22 protein-coding genes and 1 tRNA gene are annotated in these 24,399 nt (G+C 67.8%); 14 read left to right on the forward strand and 9 right to left on the reverse strand.

All coding sequences use genetic code 11. The features are described from left to right. Positions 1 to 5 precede the first annotated feature (5 nt). The 3 genes from A6E15_RS10250 to A6E15_RS10260 all read left to right on the forward strand — a co-directional run bounded on the left by A6E15_RS10250 (position 6) and on the right by A6E15_RS10260 (position 1,799). The gene (locus tag A6E15_RS10250) at positions 6 to 1,229 is read left to right on the forward strand and encodes a phosphoglycerate kinase (protein ID WP_076145999.1); all 1,224 of its coding nucleotides are present in this window, start codon (positions 6 to 8) and stop codon (positions 1,227 to 1,229) included. Next, positions 1,198 to 1,713 carry a GNAT family N-acetyltransferase gene (locus A6E15_RS10255; RefSeq protein WP_076146001.1) on the forward strand — a complete coding sequence of 172 codons (516 nt, stop codon included), beginning with the start codon at positions 1,198 to 1,200 and terminating at the stop codon, positions 1,711 to 1,713. Before A6E15_RS10250 ends, A6E15_RS10255 begins: the two co-directional genes overlap by 32 nt. Before the next feature lie 12 nt (positions 1,714 to 1,725). After that, a tRNA-Thr gene (locus A6E15_RS10260) sits at positions 1,726 to 1,799 on the forward strand. 157 nt (positions 1,800 to 1,956) lie between these two features. Here A6E15_RS10260 and A6E15_RS20950 read toward each other — a convergent pair. Together A6E15_RS20950 and A6E15_RS10265 are read right to left on the reverse strand one after the other, a co-directional pair. After that, positions 1,957 to 2,127, reverse strand: coding sequence for a hypothetical protein (locus A6E15_RS20950; RefSeq protein WP_175607240.1), 171 nt, complete (start codon positions 2,125 to 2,127; stop codon positions 1,957 to 1,959). 70 nt (positions 2,128 to 2,197) lie between these two features. Continuing rightward, positions 2,198 to 2,614, reverse strand: a complete 417-nt coding sequence (locus tag A6E15_RS10265) for a thiol-disulfide oxidoreductase DCC family protein (protein ID WP_076146002.1) — start codon at positions 2,612 to 2,614, stop codon at positions 2,198 to 2,200. Between the two features lie 146 nt (positions 2,615 to 2,760). Between A6E15_RS10265 and A6E15_RS10270 the strand changes: the two genes are divergently transcribed. Beyond that, a complete protein-coding gene (locus A6E15_RS10270) occupies positions 2,761 to 4,326 on the forward strand; it encodes an HTTM domain-containing protein (protein WP_076146004.1) in 1,566 nt (521 codons plus the stop codon). A 32-nt stretch (positions 4,327 to 4,358) separates the two neighbouring features. Here the strand turns inward: A6E15_RS10270 and A6E15_RS10275 are convergent, their stop codons facing one another. After that, a complete protein-coding gene (locus A6E15_RS10275; RefSeq protein ID WP_076146005.1) occupies positions 4,359 to 4,979 on the reverse strand; it encodes a universal stress protein in 621 nt (206 codons plus the stop codon). A 219-nt stretch (positions 4,980 to 5,198) separates the two neighbouring features. Here A6E15_RS10275 and A6E15_RS10280 point away from each other — a divergent pair, with 219 nt between their 5' ends. Both A6E15_RS10280 and A6E15_RS10285 read left to right on the forward strand, forming a co-directional pair. Then, entirely contained in the window at positions 5,199 to 6,767 is a 1,569-nt protein-coding gene (locus A6E15_RS10280; RefSeq protein WP_076146007.1) for a long-chain-fatty-acid--CoA ligase, read from the forward strand. Further along, the gene (locus A6E15_RS10285; protein WP_076146009.1) at positions 6,767 to 7,567 is read left to right on the forward strand and encodes an enoyl-CoA hydratase-related protein; all 801 of its coding nucleotides are present in this window, start codon (positions 6,767 to 6,769) and stop codon (positions 7,565 to 7,567) included. The genes A6E15_RS10280 and A6E15_RS10285 overlap by 1 nt, the downstream gene beginning before the upstream one ends. Before the next feature lie 34 nt (positions 7,568 to 7,601). On the opposite strand, the gene A6E15_RS10290 is transcribed toward A6E15_RS10285, so the two are convergent. Then, on the reverse strand, positions 7,602 to 8,054 hold the full coding sequence (locus A6E15_RS10290; protein WP_076146010.1) for a dCTP deaminase/dUTPase family protein: 453 nt from the start codon (positions 8,052 to 8,054) through the stop codon (positions 7,602 to 7,604). Between the two features lie 129 nt (positions 8,055 to 8,183). Here A6E15_RS10290 and A6E15_RS10295 point away from each other — a divergent pair, with 129 nt between their 5' ends. Further along, complete coding sequence (locus A6E15_RS10295; RefSeq protein ID WP_076146012.1) at positions 8,184 to 8,849, forward strand: O-methyltransferase; 666 nt, start codon at positions 8,184 to 8,186, stop codon at positions 8,847 to 8,849. A 33-nt stretch (positions 8,850 to 8,882) separates the two neighbouring features. Here the strand turns inward: A6E15_RS10295 and A6E15_RS10300 are convergent, their stop codons facing one another. Continuing rightward, positions 8,883 to 9,332, reverse strand: coding sequence for a hypothetical protein (locus A6E15_RS10300; protein ID WP_076146014.1), 450 nt, complete (start codon positions 9,330 to 9,332; stop codon positions 8,883 to 8,885). Between the two features lie 94 nt (positions 9,333 to 9,426). Then, positions 9,427 to 12,861, reverse strand: coding sequence for a PAS domain S-box protein (locus A6E15_RS10305; protein WP_076146015.1), 3,435 nt, complete (start codon positions 12,859 to 12,861; stop codon positions 9,427 to 9,429). 296 nt (positions 12,862 to 13,157) lie between these two features. On the opposite strand from A6E15_RS10305, the gene A6E15_RS10310 reads away from it, so the two are divergent. The 3 genes from A6E15_RS10310 to A6E15_RS10325 all read left to right on the forward strand — a co-directional run bounded on the left by A6E15_RS10310 (position 13,158) and on the right by A6E15_RS10325 (position 15,060). Next, positions 13,158 to 13,928 carry a creatininase family protein gene (locus A6E15_RS10310; protein WP_076146017.1) on the forward strand — a complete coding sequence of 257 codons (771 nt, stop codon included), beginning with the start codon at positions 13,158 to 13,160 and terminating at the stop codon, positions 13,926 to 13,928. Between the two features lie 80 nt (positions 13,929 to 14,008). Further along, positions 14,009 to 14,434, forward strand: a complete 426-nt coding sequence (nikR, locus tag A6E15_RS10315) for a nickel-responsive transcriptional regulator NikR (protein WP_076146018.1) — start codon at positions 14,009 to 14,011, stop codon at positions 14,432 to 14,434. 251 nt (positions 14,435 to 14,685) lie between these two features. Further along, complete coding sequence (locus A6E15_RS10325) at positions 14,686 to 15,060, forward strand: cupin domain-containing protein (protein WP_076146020.1); 375 nt, start codon at positions 14,686 to 14,688, stop codon at positions 15,058 to 15,060. On the opposite strand, the gene A6E15_RS20955 is transcribed toward A6E15_RS10325, so the two are convergent. Further along, entirely contained in the window at positions 15,057 to 15,314 is a 258-nt protein-coding gene (locus A6E15_RS20955) for a hypothetical protein (RefSeq protein ID WP_175607241.1), read from the reverse strand. The two genes, A6E15_RS10325 and A6E15_RS20955, sit on opposite strands and share 4 nt — an antisense overlap. A gap of 143 nt (positions 15,315 to 15,457) precedes the next feature. Between A6E15_RS20955 and A6E15_RS10335 the strand changes: the two genes are divergently transcribed. Further along, positions 15,458 to 16,609, forward strand: a complete 1,152-nt coding sequence (locus tag A6E15_RS10335; protein WP_076146021.1) for an acyl-CoA dehydrogenase family protein — start codon at positions 15,458 to 15,460, stop codon at positions 16,607 to 16,609. A 145-nt stretch (positions 16,610 to 16,754) separates the two neighbouring features. Here the strand turns inward: A6E15_RS10335 and A6E15_RS10340 are convergent, their stop codons facing one another. Continuing rightward, on the reverse strand, positions 16,755 to 17,327 hold the full coding sequence (locus A6E15_RS10340) for a HalX domain-containing protein (RefSeq protein WP_076146023.1): 573 nt from the start codon (positions 17,325 to 17,327) through the stop codon (positions 16,755 to 16,757). 193 nt (positions 17,328 to 17,520) lie between these two features. Beyond that, positions 17,521 to 19,494 (reverse strand): 3-hydroxyacyl-CoA dehydrogenase/enoyl-CoA hydratase family protein, encoded by a 1,974-nt coding sequence (locus tag A6E15_RS10345; RefSeq protein WP_076146024.1) that lies wholly within the window; start codon positions 19,492 to 19,494, stop codon positions 17,521 to 17,523. A gap of 115 nt (positions 19,495 to 19,609) precedes the next feature. On the opposite strand from A6E15_RS10345, the gene A6E15_RS10350 reads away from it, so the two are divergent. From A6E15_RS10350 to A6E15_RS10360, 3 genes are all read left to right on the forward strand, one after another. Continuing rightward, entirely contained in the window at positions 19,610 to 20,755 is a 1,146-nt protein-coding gene (locus A6E15_RS10350; RefSeq protein ID WP_076146026.1) for an acyl-CoA dehydrogenase family protein, read from the forward strand. Between the two features lie 266 nt (positions 20,756 to 21,021). Continuing rightward, positions 21,022 to 21,777, forward strand: a complete 756-nt coding sequence (locus tag A6E15_RS10355; RefSeq protein WP_076146027.1) for a helix-turn-helix domain-containing protein — start codon at positions 21,022 to 21,024, stop codon at positions 21,775 to 21,777. Positions 21,778 to 21,840: 63 nt separating this feature from the next. Then, positions 21,841 to 24,303 carry a heavy metal translocating P-type ATPase gene (locus A6E15_RS10360; protein ID WP_076146029.1) on the forward strand — a complete coding sequence of 821 codons (2,463 nt, stop codon included), beginning with the start codon at positions 21,841 to 21,843 and terminating at the stop codon, positions 24,301 to 24,303. Positions 24,304 to 24,399 lie beyond the last annotated feature (96 nt).

A 24,399-nucleotide genomic window follows, 5' to 3' on the forward strand; every position in this document is an offset into this window, starting at 1 on the left:
CCGTAATGATCGCGACCCTCGACGACCTGGACGTCGAAGGGACTACCGTCGGTGTTCGCGTCGACGTCAATAGTCCGATCGACGACGATGATACGCTCGCGGACGACGCCCGCCTGCGCGCACACGTCGATACCCTCGCGGAACTGCTAGAGCGGGGCGGTCGGGTCGCCGTCCTCGCCCATCAGGGTCGACCCGGCGGCGACGAGTTCGTCTCCCTCGAGTCACACGCCGAACGGCTCTCGGAGTTGCTCGGACAACCGGTCGACTACGTGGACGCCACCTTCACCGACGCCGCCCGCGAGGCCGTCAGGGACCTCGAGGACGGCGACTGCGTCGTCCTCGAGAACACCCGCTTCTACAGCGAGGAGTACATGGAGTTCGAGCCGGAACGGGCCGCCCGGACTCATCTGGTCGAGGGCCTCGAGCCCGTCCTGGACGTCTACGTCAACGACGCCTTCGCGGCGGCCCATCGATCCCAGCCCTCGCTGGTCGGGCTGCCGACGGTCCTGCCGAGCTACGCCGGCCGGGTCATGGAGTCCGAACTCGACGTGCTGGGCTCCATCGAGGAGACCGGCGAACCCCGCGTCTACGTCCTCGGCGGGGCGAAAGTCTCCGACTCCATCGACGTCGCCTGGTCGGTCCTCGAGAAGGGGCTGGCCGATCACGTCCTCACGGCCGGCGTCGTCGGCAACGTCTTTCTCATCGCCGACGGCGTCGATCTGGGCGACGCCAGCTCCGATTTCATCTACGATCAGGGCTACTGGGACGAGATCGACCGCGCCGCGGACCTGCTCGACGCCTACGGCGACCGGATCGCGCTGCCCCGCGACGTCGCCGTCGACCGGGACGGCGGCCGCCACGAACTCGGCGTCAACGCCCTCCCGCCGGGCGACGGCGAGTCCGCCATGGACATCGGCGGGTCGACCCTGGAGTACTACCGCCGGATCCTCGCGGACGCGGAGACGGTCATCCTCAACGGCCCCGCCGGCGTCTTCGAGGACGACCGCTTCGAGACGGGGACGCGACGGCTCTACGACGCCGCGACCGACGTCCCCACGAGCATCGTCGGCGGCGGCGACACCGCCTCGGCGCTTCGCCAGCTCGGCGTCGAGGGCTTTTCACACGTCAGCACCGGCGGCGGCGCGGCCCTCCGGATGCTCACCGCCGAACCGCTGCCCGCCGTGACCGCACTCGAGAATGCCCCCGAACGACCAGCGGCCGACGATTGAACTCGCCACGCGGGCCGACCTCGACGTCCTCACGGATCTCTGGGTCGACCTCGCCCGCGACCAGCGCCGGTACGAGTCGGCGGTCCGCCCCGAGGCCAACCGCGAGGCCATGCGGGAGACGCTCGGGGCCTACCTGGTCAGCGACGGCCTGTTCCTCGCCCGCCTCGGGGGCGCGATCGTCGGCTTCGTCTCGGTGACGGTCGAACGCGGCACCCTCGAACTCGACACCACCCGCGGCCTGCTCTCGAACATCTACGTCCGGCCGGCCTACCGGGGGCAGGGGATCGGCACCGCACTGCTCGAGGCCGCCGAGGCGTCGCTTTCCGACCGCGGCGTCGACGAACTGCTGCTCGAGGTGATGGCCGACAACGAGGCCGCCCGCCGGTTCTACCGTCGCCACGGCTACGATCCGTTCCGCGTGTCGATGTCGCGCTCGCTCGCGGACCGCGACGAAAACGATACACACTCAAAGGAGGACGGCTAACCCACGGCCTGCGCCAGGGGAGCATGGGCGGTTCATGCACTCGACTTGTAATCGAGACTTCCGGGGTTCAAATCCCCGCCCTGGCTTTCCCCCTCGCCTTCGAACCCCCCTACCGACCGGTTCGGACCGTCGATTTCTGTCGACCGCCGTCGAAAGTCACGCGCTCGAGACGCGACCGAGCGGTGTCTCGCGGGCGAAAGACGGTCGTCTCGTGGCTGCTCGGCCGTCGGTTCCGCCGGCGGCCTACCACAGTCCGAGTGCGCGACCGGTCGCGAGGACCGCGAACATCGCCAGCCCGAGCAGGATCAAAACCAGCGCTTCCGCCGAGACGGCAGTAATCAGGGCTCGAGCGACTCGCGTCGGACGACCGGTCGGCCGGTCGAGGCGCCAATCGGCCCGCTCGTCGGGTGACACACACGCGGGTACGGACGGGGACGACTAAAAGCTGTCCGCGGGACGCGGCGGTCGGCGACGCCCCGACGGCCTACTCGAGGAACCGGGTTCGGACGTCGCCGGTCGGCATCAGACACTGTTCTTTCCGCCCGAACCAGCGATAGCGACGGGCCGCGACGAAGTCGTAGGCGCGGTCCCGGATCGGGCGCGGGAGATACCGCAGTGCCGACAGGAGAGCGTAGACGCCGCCGAGGTGGGCCGCGATCCGAGCCACGGCTGCGGACTTGACGTAACAGTCGTCGCCCTCGACCAGGACGATCGACTCCAGCGCGTCAGTCGGCAGGTCGTGGGCCGCGAGCAGTTCCTGACCGACGTCGGACTGGAGGGACGCGAAGTGGATCTTCCCCGCCGGATCCCGGGGGACGATGAACTGGACGAACCCGTTACAGAGGTTACAGACCCCGTCGAACAGGACGATCGGACTCTCGTCGGGGACCTCGGAACTCATCGGACGTATCGTGGTAGGCGGCGGGGCCAGTTCAGCGTTCCGATCGGACCCGTCTTCGAACGAGAAGCGATCGCACAAATAGCTGTTTCAGCTTGCACGAAGCATATTCCGGGTCGGTCGAGACGCCCGGACGTCTCTCCACGACGATGCCCCGACAACTCTCCATCACCGACGTCCGCCGGCGGCTCTCGAGCGGTGCCGATCGAGTCGCCGCCGGGATCGAACGCCGGTTCGCGATCGACGCGCGAGCGCTGGCAGCGTTTCGGATCGCGATTGGACTCCTGTTGCTCGCCGACCTCGCGCTCCGGGCTCGAAACCTCGAGGCGTTCTACACCGACGCCGGCGTCCTCCCGCGGCGGGCCCTGTTTTCGGACTACTCGCAGGTGTACTCGCTGCACGCCCTCTCCGGCGAGGCGTGGGCGATCGCGCTGTTGTTCGTCCTGGCGGGCGGCTTCGCGCTCGCACTGACCGTCGGCTACCGGACGCGGCTCGCGACGGTCTGCTCGTGGCTGTTGCTCGTCTCCCTGCACGCCCGGAACCCGATGGTTCTCAACGGCGGGGACACGCTGCTTCGGCTCCTCGTGTTCTGGGCGATGTTCCTCCCGCTGAGCGAGCGCTGGGCCGTCGACGCGCGCCGTCCCGAGGCGGCCCGGGCGACCGTCGCGAACGTGGCGACGATGGCGCTGTTGCTCCAGGTCGTCGTCATGTACGTCTCGAACGCCATCCACAAGAGCCGAGGGGAACTGTGGTTCGACGGAGAGGCGGTCGCCTACGTCTTCAGCCTCGACTACATGTTCACGTACCTGCTCGGCGACGTCCTCACGGCCTATCCCGGGCTACTACGGCTCACGACGTATCTGTGGGTGGCGTTGCTCGTCTGTACGCCGCTGTTGCTCCTCCTGACCGGCTGGCCGCGAGCGGCGCTGGCCGCGGCGTTCGCCGGCATGCACCTCGGAATGCTCGTGACGATGCGGATCGGGCTGTTCCCGCTGGTCGTCGTCGCCGCGCTCGTGCCCTTCTTCCCGCCGGTCGTCTGGGACAAGCTGGCGGCCGCGATCGCCCGGGTCGGCCTCGTCGGGCCGCTCCGAAACGCGGTGGAACGGCTCCGGCGGCTCCGTCTCGAGCGGTCGATGGCCGACGTGGTCGGGACCGCCGTCGTGCCGTCGCATCGGTTCCTCACCGCCGGCGTCGCCCGCGGCCGGTCGCTGCTGTCGACGGCCGTTCCAGCGGTCTTTCTCGTCCTCGTACTACTCTCGAACGCCCAGGCGCTTGGATACACGCAGGTGCCCGACGCCGGCGAAACCGCCCTCGAGGCCACCGAGACCGACCAGTCGTGGCGGATGTTCGCCCCGGAACCGCTTCGGACCGACGGCTGGTTCCACGCGCCGGCCGACCTCGAGAACGGCTCTCGAGTCGACGCCATGCACCGGTCCGCGATCAACTGGAACCCCCCTCCGAGCCACGCGGACGTCTACCCGACCACGCGGTGGCGGAAGTACCTCGCGAACGTGGAGAGCGGGGACAACGAGAACCACCAGTCGTACGTGTCGAACTACCTCTGTGAGCGGTGGAACGACGACCAGCAAACGGACATCGAGCGCCTCGAACTCTACTACATGGCCCAGCGGTCGGACCCGTACAACGAGACCGAACCGGTCACCAGCATCAAACTGCGCGAGTACGACTGCGACGGCGCGTTCGTGCAGGACTGAGACGGGTTGCCGTCCCGGTGGGACCGCCGGCGCTACTCGTCGGCCGGTCCCGTCGCGACGCGGGCCTCGCCGGAGACGGCGTCGACGTGGACGTGAACCGGTCCCGCGTCGGTCTCGAGGGGGACGATCCAGGAGGCGCTGGTCCGGTGGGGCTGGTCGGCCAGCGCGAGGTCATCGTACCCGTCGTTTGCGACAGTTTTGCGGGCGATGTCTTCGGCCTCGTCGGCGTCGTCGATGCGGATGTCGTCGGTCAGCCGGACGGTCACCACGGGGACGTCGGCCATCCGGACGACCCGTTCGGTGACGCTCCCGACCAGCACCCGGTCGAGTCCGGTCCGGCCCTGCGTCCCCATCACGATCATGTCGATATCGTTCTCGTCGGCGTACTCGAGGATCGCCTCGTGGGGGACCCCCTGTTCGACGGCCGTTACGGCCGTCACGCCCTCGCGGTCGGCCTCGGATTCGACGCGCTCGACCGCTCGCTCGGCCGCGGGGATCGCTTCGTCGGTCTGTAGCGTGCCGAGCGGGCCTTCTGGGACGATCGACAGCGCGTGGACCGTCGCGTCGAACCGGTCGGCGATCGCCAGCCCGTGGGTGATCGACCGGCGGGTGCCGTCGCTCCCGTCAGTCGGGACGAGGATGTCCTGATACATCGCTGTCCGGGGGTTAGGAACGCGACCGTAAATACCCTCGAGTCGGTGTCCACGGATCGATGGCGGTCCCGCGTGGGCCGTTGGCCGCCGCCTCGAAACCGCGAGTGCGTATCAGCGATCGGGAGTACTCAGTTCGATTATCGCTGGTAAGAAATCCCGGCGCGATCTCCGAACGATGTAAATCTTTTTTACGATACGCGCGAACGTACCCCACGGACTATGACAAATCTTGTCACTAATCTCGCGGCCGCCGTCGAGGAACACGGCGATAACACCGCGATCGGTTACCAGGGGTCGGAGACGAGCTACGAGGAGTTCTGGGGACAGACGGGTGCGTTCGCGACCGCGCTCGAGGAGCGAGGGCTCGGCGCGGGCGACCGCGTCGCGCTCTATCTCCCGAACGTGCCGCCGTTCCTGATCGGGTTCCACGGGACGCTGCGAGCCGGCGGGGTCGTCGTCCCGATGAACCCGCAGTACAAGTCCCGCGAGATCGGCCACCTGCTCGGCGACAGCGAGGCCAAGGTCGTCGTCGCGCTCGCCGACCTCGTTCCCTTCGTCAACGAGGTACAGGACGAAACGAGCGTCGAACACGTCGTCAGCATCGGCGGCGAGGCCGAGGGCGCGGTCACGCTCGAGGAGTTCCTCGAGTCGGGCGATCCCGATATCGCGGACCGGGCCGACGACGACGTGGCGGTCCAGCCCTACACCTCCGGGACGACGGGTCAGCCGAAGGGCGTCCAGCTTACCCACGACAACCTCGCGTCGAACGCGAACGCCGCCGCGAAGCTCATTCCCGACGGGATCCGCGCCGACGACAAAGGACTCGGCGTCCTCCCGCTGTTTCACATCTACGGGATGACCGTCACGATGAACGCGACGCTGTTCAACGGCGGTGCCTTCTACCCGATGCCCGAGTGGGACGCACAGGACGCCGTCTCGCTGATCGAGGACGAGCAGTTGACGATCATGCACGGCGTGCCGGCGATGTACAACGACGTCATCAACCAGCCCAACGCCGAGGAGTTCGACCTGTCGTCGGTACGGCTCTGTGGCGTCGGCGGCTCGGGCATTCCGGTCGAGGTCCTGCGCCAGTTCGAGGAGCTCTACGAGCCGAAGATCTACGAGGGGTACGGCCTGACCGAGACCAGCCCGATCACCCACTTCAACAGCCCGATCGACGGCCGACGCGTCGGCAGCATCGGGAAGACCGTCCCCGGCGTCGACTCGAAGGTCGTCGACGACGACTTCGAGGAAGTCCCGCCGGTCGAGGAGGGGCCGATCGACGAGGAGGAGGCCGACCTCCGGGAGATCACCGGCGAGATCGTCGTCGCCGGGCCGAACGTCATGAAAGGCTACTACGGCCTGCCCGAGGCCAACGAGGAGGCGTTCACCGAGGAGGGCGGCCGGACGTGGTTCCACACGGGCGACATCGGCTACCACGACGAGGACGACTTCTTCTACGTCGTCGACCGCGAGAAACACATGATCGTCACGGGCGGGTACAACGTCTACCCGCGGGAAGTCGAGGAACTCCTCTTCGAACACGAGGACGTCGCCGACGCCGCCGTCGCCGGCATCCCCGACGAGCGCCGCGGCGAGACCGTGAAGGCGTTCGTCGTCCGCACGCCCGACGGCGACGTGACCGAGGAAGAGCTCAAGGAGTACTGTCTGACCAACCTCGCGGAATACAAACATCCACGTGAGGTCGAGTTCGTCGACGAACTCCCCCGAACGACCACCGGGAAGGTCCAGAAGTTCAAGCTCCGCGAGCAAGAGGGTGAGAACTGATGGCGCTCGGTGACGCGGTTCTCCTCGAGATCGAGGACGACGGGACGGCGACGATCACGCTCAACCAGCCCGACCGGCGCAACGCCCTCTCCGAGGAGATCAGCACCGGGATCTCCGAAGCCCTCGACGAGATCGAGGGCAGCGACGCCCGCGTCGTCGTCCTGCAGGGCTCCGGCGGCTCGTTCTCCGCCGGCGGCGACATCGAGCGGATGACCGAGGCCATCGAGAGCGACGTCCCCGCGGACGATCGGGTCCGCCGCCTCGAGCGCTCGACGAACGAACTGATGACCAAGCTCGTCGACTTCCCCATTCCGACGATCGCGGCCATCGACGGGGCCGCCGTCGGCGCGGGCGCGAACCTCGCGATCGCCTGTGACATCCAACTCGCCAGCGAGTCGGCTGCGTTCGGCTTCGTCTTCCGGCAGGTCGGGTTGAGCGTCGACGCCGGCACCTCCTATCTGCTGCCCCGAATCGTCGGCGAAAACGTGGCCAAGGAACTGGTCCTGACCGGCGACATCTTCGGCGCGGACCGCGCGAAGAAACTCGGCCTGGTCAACCACGTCTACGCCGACGACGAGTTCGACGAGGAGGTCGACGCGTTCGTCGAGAACGTCGTCTCCGGGCCGCCGATCGCCCTGCGCCACGCCAACCGACTCGTCGGTGAGGGTCTCGAGAAATCGCTCGAGCAGGCGCTGACCGACGAGGCCGTCGCTCAGGGCATCGTCTTCGAGACCGAGGATCACGCCGAAGGAGTCGAGGCCTTCCTCGAGGACCGCGAGCCCGAGTTCGAGGGACAGTAGGGACCCGCCCGCCGGTTTTTCGTTCCGACTCGAGTCACTCGCGCCGGGTCGAACCGCCCAGTGGAACCAGCCGCGAGACCCGCGCGTTCTCCTTGAGCCGGAGGCCGCCGTCGGCCACCGTCAGCGGGATCAGGGGCAGGTGATCCCGGACCTGCATCGACGGATGCGAGCCGCCCCGAGCCAGCAGTTCGTTGCGCGGCTGTAGCTGTACCGGCTCCGCGAGGTCGGTCAGGAACTCGTTGTGCTGGATGACGTACTGGCCGCCCTCGAGGTGCCACCAGCCGTACTCGTCGTCGGAAGCCTCGAGGTCCGTGGGCACGGGCTCGAGGTCGGCGTCGACGAGTTCGTCGCCGCCGAAGTCGATCCGACCCGGTGCGGCCACCTCGTAGACGGCACCCACCGTCAGATCGATCCCGTGGTCGTCGAGCTGTACCGGTTCGTAGACGAGATTGTCGACGGCGTCCGCGAGGGGGTGTTCGTCGGACATGTCGGGTGAACGGACGGTTTCGAGCGGCAAAAAGGATACTGTCACCGACGGCGTCGCGACCCCCGGACCGGTCGCGCGATCCGTTGCCGAGGCCCCGGACCCAATAGGCCGGCGACCGTAGCGCCGCGTATGACCGACGTCCTCTCCGACGAGATCGCGCGGTTCGTCCGCGCGGTCGGTCCCCAACCCGACGAGACGCTGATCGAGATGGACGAGTACGCCGCCGCCGAGGGCTTTCCACACGTCGGCCCCGAGGTCGGCGGATTCCTCCGGCTGCTGGCCCGGCTGACCGACGCCGAGCGGGTCTTCGAGTTCGGCTCGGGCTACGGCTACTCGGCTTACTGGTTCGCCGAGGCCCTGCCCGCGGACGGCGAGATCGTCCTGACCGAGGTCGACGAGGCGGAACTCGACCTCGCCCGCGAGTACATGGCCGCGGGCGGCTACGACGGGATCGCGACCTACGAACTCGGCGACGCGATGGACGCGATCGGCCGCTTCGACGGCCCCTTCGATGTCGTCTTGATCGATCACCAGAAGACGCGCTACGCGGACGCGTTCGAGGCCGTTCGCGACGAGATTCAGATTGGCGGCGTCGTCGTCGCCGACAACGCCATCACCGCGAGCGTCGTCGAGTTCGACGACCTGCTGGCGTGGGCCGACGGCGACGCCGTCGAGACCAACGACCACACGCAGGGGGTCATCGACTACCTCGAGACGGTTCAGGCGGACCCGGCGTTCGAGACAGTCGTCGTCCCGCTGGGCGAGGGCATCACGGTGAGTTACCGCGTCGAGTAGCCGCGAGCGGCGGCGATCGACGCAGCACCCGTTTCAGGGGCTACTGTAGTCGGAGGTCTCGCCCTCGAGGACGGCGTCGTCGGCCGGGGCCGGCGAACCGTACTCCCGGAGGCCGAGAAAGAGCGTGGTGCCGGCGGCGGCGAGCAGCGTCGCCCACGTGACCGCGGCCACTGCGACGACGGTCGCGGCGGCGGGGCCCGGCGCGACCGCACCGAGCGTCTCGAGACCGACGGCGTGGCCGACGGCGGTCGCCAGAAAGGCGAACCAGAGGGCAAGCGCCGTCCGCGCGAGCGCCCGCCGGCTGATCGATTCGGCGTGGCGGGCGAGGGCGTAGACGCCGACGACGGCAACGGCGGTCGCCGCGAGGGTGAGGGCGAGCCCGTCGACGGTGGCGTTCGCGACGCCGGCGACGGCGAAACAGGCCAGCGCGGCGGCGAGGCGAAAGCGGTCCGTCCCGCGTGGTGTCGAAATCACGTCAGGCACTGCTTTGCCGGGTTGAATGGGTGATCGGATATATAGCTGTTGACTGGCGGACGGCTCGAGTCACGATCCCCGACTCGCCGCCCGCACGACGGGCTCACTCGGCCGACCCGTCGGCGGCCGGCAGAGTGACGGTGAACGTCGCGCCCTCGCCCGGCTCGGAGTCGACGGTGATCTCGCCGCCGTGGCGCTCGACGATCCGGTGACAGAGCGCGAGGCCGATCCCCGTCCCGGGATGATCCTCGTGGCTGTGGAGCCGCTGGAAGACCCGGAAGATCCGTTCTTGATGCTCGGGATCGATGCCGATTCCTTCGTCACGGACCGAGATCGCCCACCGGTCGCCGGCTCGCTCCGCGCCGACGTGAATTTCCGGCGGCTCGTCGCCGTTGTACTCGAGGGCGTTCGCGAGCAGGTTCTGGAACACCTGCCGGAGCTGGCCGGCGTCGCCCCGGACCGCGGGCAGGGACCCGACCGTGACCGCGGCGTCTTCCTCCTCGATTCTGAACTGGAGATCCTCGCGGACGTCCGCGAGGACGTCCTCGAGGGAAAGCGGCTCGAGGGGAGCCCCGCGAGTCTCGACGCGGGAGTACTCGAGCAGGCCGTCGATCATCTCCGAGAGGCGCTCGGCCCCGTCGACGGCGTAGTCGATGAACTCCCGCCCGTCCGCATCGAGGTCGTCGGCGCACCGCTCCTCGAGCAGGCGGAGGTAACTCGAGATCATCCGCAGGGGTTCCTGCAGGTCGTGGGAGGCGGCGTAGGCGAACTGCTCTAAGCGTTCGTTCGACTGCTCGAGTCGACGCCGATACTCCACGCGTTCGGTGACGTCCTGAATGACGATCATTCCCGAAGTGACGTCGCCCCCTGCTCGGACGGGCAGCGTGGTCGCGCGCAGTTCCCGGTCGCGGTAGGTCACCCCAAAGGACCGTTCCTCGCCCTCGAGTGCGGCCCGAAAGTGGGGTTCGACGTCCGCGAGCAGGTCGCCGCCGTAGCGCTCGTGGATCGTCTGGCCGATCGCGGTCTCGCGGTCGACGCCGAGTTCACCCAGAAGGCGGCCGCCAATAGCCGTGTACCGCAGGTCCTCGTCGAACAGCGCGACGAGCCCGTTCGGGAAGTTCTCGGCGAGGGTCCGGTAGCGCTGTTCGCTCGCCTCGAGCCGGTGCTGTCGCGCCTTCCGTTCGGTGACGTCCCTGACGACGCCGATCCGCTCGCGCCCGCGGTCGGCGGTCGTGACGGACGTGACCGTCGCCTCTATCGGACGCCGGTCGCCCGATTTCGTCTCGAGGTCCGCCTGGACGGTCGGCTCGTCGCGCTCGTCGGCGGCGATCTTCCGCGCGAGAGCCATCACGCGTTCGTCGACGACCAGCGACGCGTGGCTCCCGAGCAGTTCCTCGCGGTCGTAGCCCGTCAGCTCGAGGTAGGCGTCGTTGACCATCGTGAACCGGCCGTCGGCGTCGAGGACGTAGATCCCGTCCTCGACCGTCTCGATGATCCGTTCGTACTGCTCGAGCTGTCGTTCCCGCCGCTTCCGCTCCGAGATGTCCCGGAAGTACACCGACAGCCCGGTCTCGGAGGGATAGGCCTGGATCTCCATCCAGATCTCGAGCGACTCGGAGTAGCGCTCCCACGAGACCGGCTCCTGGGTCGCCATCGCCTCCCGGTAGCGGTCGACGAGGTCCGAGCGCATCCCGCCGGGGAACACGTCCCAGACGGTCCGTCCGAGCAGTTCGTCGCGCGAGCGGCCCAGTAGCTCCGCGGCGCGGTCGTTGACGTGGGTGAATCGCCACTCGTCGTCGAGCGCGTAGAAGGCGTCCGAGACGCGCCCGAGGATCTCGCTCAGCTCGGACTCGAGTTCGTGTTTGCGACGCTGGAGACGGCGCTCCTGTTCTTTCAGCGCCGTGATGTCCTCGCCGGCGGAGACGACCCGTTCGACGTCGCCGTCGGGGCCGAACACGGGGACGGCCGTGATGGAGAGCCACGTCCGCTCGCCCGACGCCGCCTCGATCGCCAGCTCCGCGTCGCGGACCGGCTCGCCGGTGTCCCTGACGCGCGCCGACGGGCCGCGATCGGGGCCGATCGGCTCGCCGTCGGCGTCGACGGCGGTCCGTTCGGCGAGCAGTTCGGTCTCGCCGAGCGGTTCGCGATCCGCGAGTCCGAGCGCCGTCTGTGCGTGCCGGTTCGCCAGCACCGTCTCGCCCTCGGCGTCCTCGACCGAGATCGCCACCGGCGTCGCCCGGAGCAGCGTCTCGGTCTGGACCCGTTCGCGCTCGAGGCGCTGTTCGTGGCTGATCCGGTCGAAGGTCGCCTCCAGGCTCGAGGCGACGATCTTCGCCAGCGAGAGGTCGGCAGCGTCGAAGGCCCCCCGCTCCTCGGACCCGATGATGGCGATCCCGTGGTCGCCGATCGGGAGACAGATCTCGCTTCGGATCGGCGTCTCGGGGTTGTAGACGTCCTCGGCAGCAGTGACGTCGTCGTAGATTTCCGGTGCGCCGGTCTCGAAGACCCGCCAGGCGATCCCCTCGCCCGCCTCGAACGTCGGTGGCTCGCCGAGCAGTGCCGCGGCTGGGTCGGTCCAGGCGACGGGCTCGAGCGTCTCGTCGGCCGGCTCGTGGAGGAAGACGCCGTTGACCTCGAGCGCGAGAATGTCGGCGAGATGGCGACACGCCTGCTTGGCGACCGCCCGTCGCGTGCCGGTTCCGAGCCACTCCCGAACGGCCTCGTTGAGCCGCCGCAGCTGGTAGGCCCGCCGGTGTCGCTCGGTCACGTCGTAGTAGAGTTCGAGCCGTCCGCCGGCGTACGGCCCCGATCGGATGGGCTTGCTCCGGTGTTCGAGCCAGCGTTCCTCGAGGCCCTCGCCTGGCGTCACGCGACACTCGAACCGTTCGGTGTCGCTGTTGTCGTCGTAGGTCGCACCGACGATGTCGGCGAACTGGGCCGGTTCGGCGATCCGATCGCTGAGCACGTCGTCGATCACCGCCGTCTTGTCCCGGCCGACGACGGTCGCGGCGTCGATCCCGAAGTACCGCTCCGTCGCGTCGTTGATCCAGACGATATCGAACTCGTCGTCGAGGACGAAGACGCCGACGTCGGCCTCCTCGAGGACGGCCGTGATCGGTTCGAACGGCGAGGGCGATCCCGCGGCGGTCGACGGCGTGTCGGATGCGTCGTCGAGTTCACGGACGAGCGCGATCGATCCCCGGTCGTCCTCGTCGGCCGGAACCGTCCCGAGGCGAACCGTACAGGGCACAGCGGCCCCGTCGGCCGTCCGAACGGGAAACTCGAGCGGGGCGTCGACAGCTTCGAGCGCGTCGGCACCCTCGAGCAGCCGCGAAACGTGTTCGCCCCGGAGCGCCTCGCGCGTGTACCCAGTCAGTTCGAGAAGGGCGTCGTCGACGGCGACGATCCGATCGCCGGCGTCCAGTTGGATCACGCCGCCGTCGACCGTCTCGACGAGCGTTCGGTACCACTGGCGGGCCGCCCGGTCGTCGCCCTCGTTCCACGGTGGCGGGCCCGCTGATTCCGCCCGTTCGGTCATTGGGAGAGCAACGCCGCTCCGACGGATAAGTGCAGCGCCGGGGGCTGTGACGGTGGGGTCCGCACGCGGGCCCGGTCATCGAGCCGAAACGCGGCGACCGGGTGATCAGTCCCGGACGAACCACCAGCAAACGGGGTCGAGCCCCTTCGCTCGGTAATCCAGTCTTACCGGAATCGGGACCGCAGCAGCCGCGTCCGCCGGAACGAGGGCGTCACGCCTCGGGTCCGCGTTGCCACGGCCCGTTCGCGTACTGCCGTGACACCCACGCTTAGGGGGATCCGCATACGAGAGTCAGTATGTACCTCGCCGACCACGCGTGGCCGGACCTCGAGTCATACTTCGAATCGGAGTCGCTGGCGCTGGTGCCGCTGGGATCGACCGAACAGCACGGGCCGCACCTGCCGGAGGCGACCGACCACCTGATCGGGGAAGCGTTCGCCCGCGAGGTCGCCGACCGGACGGGCTATCTCTGTACGCCGACGATCAACGTCGGCGTCAGCGGCCACCACCGGCAGTTTCACGGGACGATGTGGGTCGACCCGTCGGCGTTTCGCGAGTACGTGGAATCGCTGACCCGGAACCTCACGACCCACGGGATCGACCGGGTCATCTACGTCAACGCCCACGGCGGTAACGTCCCGCACCTGCGTGAGGTCGGGAGCCGGCTCCGACAGGAAGGAGTCGCCTACGCCATCGAGTGGATGTGGGACGAGTCGATTCCGGAACTGGTCGACGACCTGTTCGCGCAGAACGGCCCCCACGGCGGGCCAAAGGAGACCGCGATGATCCAGTATCTCGAGCCCGACCTGGTCCACGACGACCGCCTCGAGGAAGCCAGGAATACCGGGGTCCCGAGCGTCGAGGACGCCGAAACGGTTAAACACGGCTCGCGGACGTTCTTCGATGCGGCCGACAACACCGACAACGGCGTGTTAGGCGACCAGACGGACGCCTCGGCCCAGAAGGGCGAACAGTTGTTCGAGGCCGCGAGCGAGCAACTCGTCCAACTGAGCGAGTGGCTCGCCGCACAGGACTTCGACGACCTGCTCCCCGAGGACCACGTCTGACCCATCGGCGGTCGCAGTCGCATCCCCCTTCGGCCGAGACAATGATAATCGTTAATAGCGACACTGCACTAAGTTATTATATGGCAGTCGTCAGCGTCTCGATGCCCGACGAGCTCCTCGAGCGACTCGATCAGTTCGCCGAGGAACACGGGTACACCGGCCGGAGCGAAGTCGTCAGGGAAGCCTCCCGCAACCTGCTCGGGGAGTTCGAGGACACCCGACTCGAGGACCGGGACCTGATGGGGATCATCACCGTCCTGTTCGACTACGAGACCACCAGCGTCGAGGAACGGATGATGCACCTGCGCCACGAACACGAACACCTCGTCGCGTCGAACTTCCACAGCCACGTCGGCGACCACTACTGTATGGAGCTGTTCGTCCTCGAGGGCGAACTCGAGGACATTTCGGCGTTCGTCGGGAAGATCCGCGCGACCAAGGACGCGCTGACGGTCGACTACTCGGTCATTCCGGTCGACAGCTTCGACCCGCTCGCGCAGGGCTAGCGGCGAGCGCGTCCGGGCGACCCCATCCGGTTCTCGATCGTCACCGATCCCACACCGACTCCGTCGGTCCCCGTGGCTGTTCGGTCCCGCCCGGACGCCGCGCCGATCTCGTGGATGGAGTCCGACGACCGCGAGCAGTCTGCTCGCGCCGTCGATCGACGCCGCGGGACTATCGCGACCGGCACTGCCGACCGACCCGACCCGGTTCGACAGACAGTATCGTTTTACTGTCGTCTCCCGAATGGATCCATATGACATACCGGAAGGTCAACTACGAGGAGGTCGAGGAAGTCTCGAGCGCGATGCACTTTCTCAGCGATCCGCTCGAGACCGAGCAGGTCGGCGTCACGGTCGCGCGGTGTGATCCCGGCTGGAACAGCAAGCCCCACGACCACACCGACAACGACCACGAGGAGGTCTACGTCCTCATCGAGGGGGCGGCGACGGTCGTCGTCGACGACGACCCCGTGGCGATGGAGGCCGGCGACGCGCTGTGGCTCCCGCCGGAGGCGACCCGCCAGATCCGCAACGGGGACCGCGAGAGCGCGTTCGTCCTCGTGAGCGCGCCCAGCATCGCCGACGAGGACGGCGACGAGGAGTGGTCGCTCTCGGGCTTTGCGGGCTAGCCTCGAGTCGCCGCAGGCGATTGGTCCCCCCGTGAAAACCGCATCCACGCGCGACGATCGCGGACCAGTCCGAAATCTTCGACCCCGGCGACGTTGGCGTCCTCTCGCGGCCGTTGAGCCACGTCGTGATCGGCGGTCTCGCGGTTCAGGCGCTTGCGCTGGCGAGCGTCCAGCTCGCGGTCGTGACCGCTGGCATCCTCTATGCCCACCTGCTGGCCGATCTCGTCTGGGACCGTCACTTGCTCGAGGCCCACGCGGACGCGGCCGACTCGACCGACGATCTGGTGCGGACTTCGGTTAGCGAGCCGGAATTACCGTCCGCGGATCCCGACCGGACCGTACTCAGGTTGCAATATTCGCCCGCGACTATTTCCTCTGTGCGATCGTACGGCGGGACATGGAACTGCTCGACGACGATATCGTCCCCGAACACGCTCGCGAGATCAAAGCCGAGGCCCGCGAGTTCGCCCGGAAACACATCGAACCCAACGCCCAGGAGTACTTCCAGTCCGGCGAGTATCCCGAGGCGATCCTCGAGGCCGGCCGAGAGGCGAACCTCGTGGCACAGGACATCCCCGAGGAGTGGGGCGGGCGGGGGCTGGATCTGGCCCAGCTGCTCGCGATGACGGAGGAGTTCTACCGGGCGGACGCGGGGATCGCGCTGACGCTGCAACTCGCCAGCTTCGGCTGCGAGATTACCTACGAACACGGCACCGACGAGCAATGCGAGGAGTACATCCGCCCGGTCGCGGAAGGCGAGCAACGCTCCGGGCTCGCCGTCTCGGAGCCCGACACCGGCAGCGACCTCGCGGGGATGCAGACCACGGCCGAGCGGGACGGCGACGAGTACGTGATCAACGGCGAGAAGTACTGGATCGGCAACGGCGTCGAGGCCGACTGGATCACCCTCTACGCCCGCACCGGCGACGACGAGGAGAACCCGTACGGCAACCACTCGATGTTCATCGTGCCGACGGAGACCGACGGCTACGAGGCCGAACACATCCCCGAGAAGATGGCGATGCGCGCCTCGAAGCAGGCCCACATCGAGTTCGACGACTGCCGGGTCCCCGCCGAGAACGTGATCGGCTCGGAGGGTGACGGCTTCATGCTGCTGGCCGACTTCTTCAACCACGGCCGCGTGGCCGTCGCCGGCCACGGGCTGGGTATCGCCGCGGCCGCGATCGAGGAGGCCTGGGACTTTACCCACGGCCGCGAGGAGTTCGGCAAGACGATCAGCGACTTCCAGAGCGTCCAGCACGGCCTCGCGGACATGCTGCTCGAGTTCGAGAGCGCCCGGACCCTCGTCTGGCGCGCCCGCGAGAAGGTCGCCGAGGAGGACAACGCGGGCTACTGGGCGGCGATGGCGAAGACGAAGGCGACCGAGACGGCCGTCGACGTCGCGGAACAGGGCATGCAGTTCCACGGCGGCCGATCGGTCCTCGACGAACGGCGGATCGCCCGCGTCTACCGCGACGCCCGGATCCCCGTCATCTACGAGGGGGCCAACGAGATCCAGCGCAATCTGATCTACGGGCAAGCGGAGTAGGCGTCTGCCGCCGGTGATTCGGCGCGCCGACGTGGCGTTTTCGTCGTCGGAAAATGGATCACAGAGCGTCGACCGCCAAAGATATCGCTACCGGACACGGGTGAACGGCCACCACGAGCGAGAGCGGAGGGGCTCGCTTCGAGTCCTAGTTCTCGGACTGAAGATCCTGGAACGCGCCCACGAAGTCGTCGTGGGTGGACATCCCCGAGACCGTCTCGTCGACCCGTTTCTCGAGGCGGTCGACGCGGTCACGGAGGTCCTGATACTCTTCGTTGTCCGCGAGTTCGCGATCAGCCTTCTCGGACTCCAGCAGCGCCTTCTTCGAGACGAGCGCGTAGTACTCCTGAATGTCGGACTCGTAGTCCGAGCGGCCGGCGACATCCTCGACCATGTCGAGGAGTTCGTCCTTCGAAACCGGCTTGACGAGGTAGTCGTCGAACCCCATCTCGATGATATCGAAGTCCGGATCGACGGCCGTTACCATGACGACCCGGGAGTCGTACCCGTCACCGCGGATCTGCTCGAGGACTTCGTCACCGGAGAGCCCCGGCATCCGTCGGTCCAGCAGGACGACCTCGACGGAGTCGGACATTTTCGAGAGCGCTTCCTCTCCGTCGTACGCCGTTTCGACGGTCCAGTCGGTCTGGAGCCACGCGGCGAACAGGTCCGCGAGTCGCGCCTCGTCGTCGACGACGAGGACCGATGGCCCGTCACTCATAGGGGAACCCCTCCGTTCTCTTCATCGTTACAGCCACGGGACACCCATGGTACCTCTGGGTCATAAATCTCGCGACCAAAGATCAAATACCGTATAATAATTGCGAGAAAATAGTCGGTGTCCCGCCGGTCGACTCGATCCGGGACGTCGTAGGTTCTCGCTGACCGGCCATCGGCCAGCAGCGAGAGTCGTCTTACTGCCCCTCGAACTCCGGCTCCTCGTCTTCCATGAAGGCCGTGATCCCTTCCATCAGGTCGTCGGTCCCCATCAGGTGCCCGAACGCGGAGGCCTCGTACTCGAGGCCGGACTCGGTGTCGTCGCGGCCGGCCAGCATCGCGCGCTTGGTGAACTTCTGGGCGATCGGCGGGCCGCCCGCGAGGTCGGTCGCCAGTTCGAGGGCACGGTCCTCGAGATCAGCGTTGTCGACGACTTCGTTGACGAAGCCGTAGTCGGCCAGCGTCTCGGCGTCGTAGCGCTCGGCGGTGAAGATGATCTCCTTCGCGCGGCCCTCGCCGACGATGTGCTTGAGTCGCTGGGTGCCGCCCCAGCCCGGAATGAGGCCGAGGTCGATCTCGGGCTGGCCGAACTCCGAGCGCTCGCTGGCCACGCGGAGGTCCGCACAGGTCGCCAGCTCCATCCCGCCGCCCAGACAGAAGCCGTCGATCCCGGCGACGACCGGCAGGTTACAGGCCTCGAGCTTGCCGAACGTCTGCTGGCCCAGTCGCGAGAGCTCCTGTCCCTCGATCGGGTCGGCACCGCTGCCGGCCATACTCTGGACGTCCGCGCCCGCGGAGAAGGCCTGCTCGCCCTCGCCGGTGACGAGGATCGCGCGCACCTCGTCGTCGTCTTCGAGGTGGTCGATCGCGGTCGATAGCTCCTCGAGGAGTTCGTCGCTGATGGTGTTCATCCGGTGCGGGCGATCGAGAACGATCTGTCCGACGTAGTCGGCGGGGTACTCGAGTCGGATCGTCCCGAAGTCGACCCCCGACGCGTCCTCGCCGTCGTCGTAGAAGCCGCCGGCCTCGGCTCGCTCCGCGAGGTAGTCGTCGGGCGCGTATCGCTCGTGGCCCGTCTCCTCGTAGGCGTCCTCGAGGGTGTCGTGCAGCGTCTCGAGGCCGTAGTCGTCGACCAGCGCGACCGGGCCGTCGGGGAAGCCGGCCCCGAGCTGGACGGCCTCGTCGATCGACGCCGGCGGGGCGACGTCGCCGCCGATCAGCTTCGCGGCCTCGTTGGCTATCGTCGCGAGCAGGCGCTGCTCGACGAACTCCGATCCCTCGTCGGTCGGGATCTGGACGCCCTCGCCGTCCTCGTAGTCGTAGAAGCCCTTGCCGGTCTTCTTGCCCAGTTCCTCGTTCTCGACTTTCTCCTCGAGCAGCGGAGCCGGCTCGTAGGCCTCGCCCAGCACTTCGTTCATGTACTCGAGGACGTGGTAGCTGACGTCGTTACCGACCTGGTCGCCGAGTTCGAAGCTGCCCATCGGCAGGCCCATGTCGTACTTCGTCGTCGAGTCGATCTCGGCGATCGTCGCCTCGTCGTCGCTGACGAGCCACGCGGCCTCGTTCATCAGCGGCACCAGAATGCGGTTGACGATGAACCCGGGCGAGTCCTTGCGGACCCGAACGGCCGTCTTACCGAAGTCCTCGGCGAGGGCCTCCGTCACCGAGAGCGTCTCCTCGGTGCTTTCGGCACCCGAGATCACTTCGACCAGTTGCATCCGGACCGGCGGGTTGAAAAAGTGCATCCCGCAGAACCGCTCCGGCCGCTCGGTGAACTCGGCGAGGTCGGTGATCGAGAGGCTCGAGGTGTTCGTCGCGAAGATCGCGTCGTCGGGCGCGACTTCCTCGAGGTCGGTGTAGACGTCCTCTTTGATCCCCATCTGCTCGGGGACCGCCTCGATGACGAAGTCCGTGTCCGCGACGGCCTCCCCCATGTCGACCAGCGGCGTCACTCGCTCTTTGGCGGCCTCGGCTTCCTCGTCGGTGAGCCGGTCGTTCTCGGCGAGTTTGTCAAGCGACCACTCGATCTGCTCGTAGCCGTTCTGGACGAACTCCTCTTTGATGTCGCGCATGTTCACGTCGTAGCCGGCCATCGCGGCGACCTCCGCGATACCGTGACCCATGTTGCCCGCACCCAGAACTGTGATGGTGTTGATGTCCTCGAGTTCCATGCTCGAAAATCCTATTCGGACCCGTTTCAACGTTTCCCTCTCACTTAATGGGAACTGGAGTTTCGTTTATTATCGGTTACAAAGCTCTTTACCGTTCCGATCGTAAGGGTCGTTCATGGAATTCGGACTCAACGAAGAACAGGAACAGATCCGCGACGAAGTTCGCCGGTTCGCCGAGAACGAGATCGTACCCCACGCCGAGGAGTACGACACCGAAGAGAAGTTCCCCCACGAGATCGTCGACGAGGCCGCCGAGATGGGCCTGGTCGGCACCTCGATCCCGATGGAGTACGGCGGGGCCGGCTACTCCACCCTCGAATCGGCGCTCATCGCCGAGGAACTGTTCTCCTACGATCCCGGCATCGCGCTGTCGATCATGGCCTGCTCGTTCGGGACCGAGGCAATCAGCGAGTTCGGGACCGAAGATCAGAAAGAGCGCTACCTCGAGCCGGTCGCGACCGGCGAGAAGATCTCGGGCGCGGCCATCTCCGAGCCCGACACCGGGTCGGACGTCTCCTCCGTGTCGACTCGCGCCGAGAAGGACGGCGACGAGTGGGTGATCAACGGCAATAAGATGTGGATCACCAACGGCTCGGTCGGCGACTACTTCGTCGTCCTCTGTAAGACCGACCCCGACGCCGACAGCCGCTACGGCGGCTTCAGTCAGATCATCGTCGAGTCCGATCGCGACGGCTTCAGCGCCGACAAGATCACCGGCAAGCTCGGCATTCGAGCCTCCGACACCGCCGAACTCATCTTCGACGACGTCCGCGTGCCCGAGGAGAACCTCGTCGGCGACGAGGACGCCGCCTTCCTCCATCAGATGCACTTCTTCGACGCCACCCGGACCGGCGTCGCCGCGCAGGGACTGGGCATCGCCAAGGGCGCGCTCCGGGCCGCCCGCGAGTACGCACAGGACCGCGAGCAGTTCGGCCAGTCCATCTCGGAGTTCCAGGCCATCCAGCACAAACTCGCGGAGATGGCCACCGAGACCGAGGCCGCGCGCAACCTGACCTACAAGGCCGCCTGGAACGTCGACCAGGGCAACGACATCACCAAGCTCGCCTCGATGGCCAAGGAGTACGCCTCCCGCGTCGCCGTCGACGTCGCCAACGAGGCCGTCCAGATCCACGGCGGTGCCGGCTACGTCAACGACTTCCCCGTCGAGCGGTTCTACCGCGACTCGAAGATCACCCAGATCTACGAGGGCACCACCGAGATCCAGAAGAACGTCATCGCGCGGGAGTTGCTGGACGAATAGTAGCGAAATTTCACTCTGCGGGCCGCCTTCGGCGGCCCTCGTTGAAATCTTCAAAAGAGCGGGACCTTCGATCCCGCTCAGTTTCGATCAAAAGCGCCGGAAGCCACATAGCGTCTCCCGAGTTCTCGTTCACTTCGCTCGCGGTCGTCGTCGGGTAACCGCCTGCCCTCCCCCGGGTCCCGCGGCTCTCGCAGTCGCTCGAGTCGCGCTCCCGGCCGTCCTCGCACCCAGCAACGCTTTGCCCCGCGGGAGCCTACGACGGCGCAATGAGAGAGTTCGTCTTCGCCCTCGAGTACGAGCCCGGCTGTAACCGGGTGGCCGACGCGCTGGCCGACCACCCCGACGCCCGGATCCGCTCGCTGTCGCTGCACGCCACCGACGATCGCCTCTGGCGGGTCGACCACGCCACGGGGACGTCGGCGGCCCTCGAGGACATCGAGGGCGCCTTCCTCAACGGCGATTACTACGCGGACTGTCTCGCGACCGACGACTGCGGCGCGACCCAGACGACGCGAGTCCTCGATCGGACCGACGACACGCTCGTTCTCTACTCCACGTGGGAGCGAACGCCGACCTGCGCGTCCGTTCCCCACATCGCCCGCGATCACCTCGGCGACGGCGTCCTGTTCGAGACGCGCCACGAGGGGCGCCACTACACCTGGCGGATCGTCCACTCCGGCGTCGGCGACCCGGCCGCGTTCTTCGACGCCCTCGAGGCGGCGGTCGGTGACTGCGCCCGCATGGAGATGCTCCGGGCGGCGACGACGGAGGCCGACGCGCCGACGGGCGACGGAACCGGCGGGGCGAGCGGCCTCGCCCCCGAACAGGAGGCCGCGCTCCGGGCCGCGGTCGAACACGGCTACTACGAGTCGCCCCGAGAGGTCGACGTCGGCGACCTCGCCGATCACCTCGACGTGCCTCGGTCGACGCTCACCTACCGGCTCCGCCGGGCCGAGGAACGGTTGGCCAAGGGGTACGTCGCGGACGAGCGGTTCGCCGACGCGCCGTCGACGCCGCTCTAGCGTCGGCGGGTTTTGGAATATTCCAACCAAGGCTTATCGAACTGACGCCCTTACTCCGAAGTAATGAGTGCTGAATCGGGCGCGACGGAGGGAACGGACGGGGGCGGACAGCGACGGGAGCTGACCGCCCGACTCGCCGTTCCCGAGATGGACTGCCCGTCCTGTGCGGGGAAAGTCGACAAGAGCCTCGAGCGGCTCGACGGAGTGGTCGACGTCGAACTCAACCCGACCGCCGGGACGGCCACGGTCACGTACGACCGCGATCGGACCGGCGAGGCCGACGTGGTCGCCGCGATCGAAGGTGCCGGCTACGAGGTCACCGGGGGAACGGCCGACGGCGGGGCGACGGAATCGGCCTCGAGCGGCGACGGCGTCGACGTCGCGCCGCCCTCGGAGGTCTGGACGAGTCCCCGCGCGAAGAAGACGTGGCTCGGCGCGGTCTTCGTCACGCTCGGACTGGGCTTCGAGTTCCTCCTGACGGGCGGGAACGTCGCGGTGGCGAGCGTCCTCGAGTATCCCCTTCACGTCGCGGATCTGCTCTTCCTCGGGGCGGTCGCCGTCAGCGGCGTCCCCGTCGTCCGCAGCGGCTACTACTCCGCGAGAAACCGGAGCCTCGACATCGACCTCCTGATGGGGACGGCGATCGTCGCCGCGACCGGCATCGGCTACTTCGTCGAGGCCGCGACGCTCGCGGTTCTGTTCAGCATCGCCGAACTGCTCGAGGACTACGCGATGGATCGGGCGCGGGACTCCCTGCGCGAGCTGATGGAACTCTCGCCGGACGAGGCCACGGTCGTCCGTGACGGCGAGGAGGTGACCGTCGACGCGGACGACGTGGCGGTCGGCGAGACCGTCGTCGTCCGGCCCGGCGACAAGATCCCGCTCGACGGCACGGTCCGCGAGGGCGAGAGCGCGGTCGACGAGTCGCCGATCACCGGCGAGAGCGTCCCCGTGGACAAGTCGACCGGCGACGAGGTGTACGCCGGGACGATCACCGAGGACGGCTACCTCGAGATCGAGGTCACCTCGACGGCGGGCGACTCGACGCTGTCTCGGATCATCGAGATGGTCCAGGGCGCACAGGCCGAGCGGACGGAGACCGAGCAGTTCGTCGACCGGTTCGCGGGCTACTACACGCCCGTCGTGGTCGTGCTGGCGATCCTGACCGCCGCCGTGCCGCCGCTTCTCATCGGCGACACCGTCACCGCGGGGATCGCCGGCTACGAGATCGTCTTTGCCGGCGACTGGGGGACGTGGTTCGTCCGCGGGCTCACATTGCTGGTGATCGCCTGTCCCTGTGCGTTCGTCATCTCGACGCCCGTCTCGGTGGTCTCGGGGGTCACCAGCGCCGCGCGAAACGGCGTCCTGATCAAGGGCGGCAACTACCTCGAGGCGATGGGCGAGGTCGACGCCGTCGCCCTCGACAAGACCGGCACGCTCACGAAGGGCGAACTCGCCGTCACCGACGTCGTGCCCTGCGCGGCGTCCAGCGCCGCGAACGAGGTGAGCGGTGACACCGCGAGCCAGGCCGGCGACACCGACGAGGCGACGCTGCTTCGGTACGCGGCCGGCCTCGAGCGACGCAGCGAACACCCCATCGCGGCGGCGATCCTCGCTCGGGCCGACGAGGCGGACGTGGGCGATCTCCCCGAGCCGACGGGGTTCGAGAGCCTCACCGGCAGGGGGATCCGCGGTGAGATCGAGGGCGAGACGTACTACGCGGGCAAGCCCGCGCTGTTCGAGGAGTTGGGCTTCGATCTCTCGCGGGCCCGCGCCGACGGCGCGTCGGATCCGCGGACCGACGGCGGCGTCGCGTCCGAGAGCGCGCTCGAGGCCGACGAGGGGGCCTTCGCCGCGGACACGCTCGCCGCGCTCGAGCGGGAGGGAAAGACGGTCGTCCTCGTCGGGACGGAGACCGAACTGCTGGGCGCGATCGCGATCGCCGACGAGGTTCGGCCCGACTCCAGGCGGGCGGTCGAGCGCCTCCACGACCTCGGCGTGGAGCGCGTCGTCATGCTGACCGGGGACAACGAGGGCACGGCGCGGGCGATCGCCGAGGCGGTCGGCGTCGACGAGTACCGCGCCGAACTCCTGCCCGACGAGAAGGTCGACGCCGTGGCTGACCTCCAAGAGCGGTACGGCGACGTGGCGATGGTCGGCGACGGCATCAACGACGCGCCCGCGCTGGCGACCGCCGAGGTCGGGGTCGCGATGGGTGCGGCCGGCACCGACACCGCCCTCGAGACGGCCGATATCGCGTTGATGAGCGACGACATCGGGAAGCTGCCGTACCTGTACGAGCTGTCCCACACGGCAAACGGCGTCATCCGACAGAACGTCTGGGCGAGCCTCGGGGTGAAGGCCCTGCTCGCGATCGGCGTCCCGCTCGGGTTCGTGAGCGTCGCGCTGGCGGTCGTCGTCGGCGACATGGGGATGAGCCTCGGCGTCACCGGTAACGCGATGCGGCTCGCGAACGTCGAACCCGAGCGGTCCGCGGTCGCCGAAGACGGATCCGACGGGCGGTAACGGTGTGACGGCCGTCCGACCAGTTATGTCGGATTTAAAGACAGTTTCCGACGACCGGGATACGGGTGTCCGAACCGAACTTTCTCCGCGTCTCTC

Source organism: Natrinema saccharevitans (genome assembly GCF_001953745.1).
GTDB lineage: Archaea > Halobacteriota > Halobacteria > Halobacteriales > Natrialbaceae > Natrinema > Natrinema saccharevitans.

Excerpts from the sequence above, each read along its gene's own strand:
- A6E15_RS10250 (WP_076145999.1), top strand. The coding sequence starts at position 6 with ATGATCGCGACCCTCGACGACCTGGACGTCGAAGGGACTACCGTCGGT.
- A6E15_RS10255 (WP_076146001.1), top strand. The coding sequence starts at position 1,198 with ATGCCCCCGAACGACCAGCGGCCGACGATTGAACTCGCCACGCGGGCC.
- A6E15_RS10265 (WP_076146002.1), bottom strand. The coding sequence starts at position 2,614 with ATGAGTTCCGAGGTCCCCGACGAGAGTCCGATCGTCCTGTTCGACGGG.
- A6E15_RS10270 (WP_076146004.1), top strand. The coding sequence starts at position 2,761 with ATGCCCCGACAACTCTCCATCACCGACGTCCGCCGGCGGCTCTCGAGC.
- A6E15_RS10275 (WP_076146005.1), bottom strand. The coding sequence starts at position 4,979 with ATGTATCAGGACATCCTCGTCCCGACTGACGGGAGCGACGGCACCCGC.
- A6E15_RS10280 (WP_076146007.1), top strand. The coding sequence starts at position 5,199 with ATGACAAATCTTGTCACTAATCTCGCGGCCGCCGTCGAGGAACACGGC.
- A6E15_RS10285 (WP_076146009.1), top strand. The coding sequence starts at position 6,767 with ATGGCGCTCGGTGACGCGGTTCTCCTCGAGATCGAGGACGACGGGACG.
- A6E15_RS10290 (WP_076146010.1), bottom strand. The coding sequence starts at position 8,054 with ATGTCCGACGAACACCCCCTCGCGGACGCCGTCGACAATCTCGTCTAC.
- A6E15_RS10295 (WP_076146012.1), top strand. The coding sequence starts at position 8,184 with ATGACCGACGTCCTCTCCGACGAGATCGCGCGGTTCGTCCGCGCGGTC.
- A6E15_RS10305 (WP_076146015.1), bottom strand. The coding sequence starts at position 12,861 with ATGACCGAACGGGCGGAATCAGCGGGCCCGCCACCGTGGAACGAGGGC.
- A6E15_RS10310 (WP_076146017.1), top strand. The coding sequence starts at position 13,158 with ATGTACCTCGCCGACCACGCGTGGCCGGACCTCGAGTCATACTTCGAA.
- nikR (WP_076146018.1), top strand. The coding sequence starts at position 14,009 with ATGGCAGTCGTCAGCGTCTCGATGCCCGACGAGCTCCTCGAGCGACTC.
- A6E15_RS10325 (WP_076146020.1), top strand. The coding sequence starts at position 14,686 with ATGACATACCGGAAGGTCAACTACGAGGAGGTCGAGGAAGTCTCGAGC.
- A6E15_RS10335 (WP_076146021.1), top strand. The coding sequence starts at position 15,458 with ATGGAACTGCTCGACGACGATATCGTCCCCGAACACGCTCGCGAGATC.
- A6E15_RS10340 (WP_076146023.1), bottom strand. The coding sequence starts at position 17,327 with ATGAGTGACGGGCCATCGGTCCTCGTCGTCGACGACGAGGCGCGACTC.
- A6E15_RS10345 (WP_076146024.1), bottom strand. The coding sequence starts at position 19,494 with ATGGAACTCGAGGACATCAACACCATCACAGTTCTGGGTGCGGGCAAC.
- A6E15_RS10350 (WP_076146026.1), top strand. The coding sequence starts at position 19,610 with ATGGAATTCGGACTCAACGAAGAACAGGAACAGATCCGCGACGAAGTT.
- A6E15_RS10355 (WP_076146027.1), top strand. The coding sequence starts at position 21,022 with ATGAGAGAGTTCGTCTTCGCCCTCGAGTACGAGCCCGGCTGTAACCGG.
- A6E15_RS10360 (WP_076146029.1), top strand. The coding sequence starts at position 21,841 with ATGAGTGCTGAATCGGGCGCGACGGAGGGAACGGACGGGGGCGGACAG.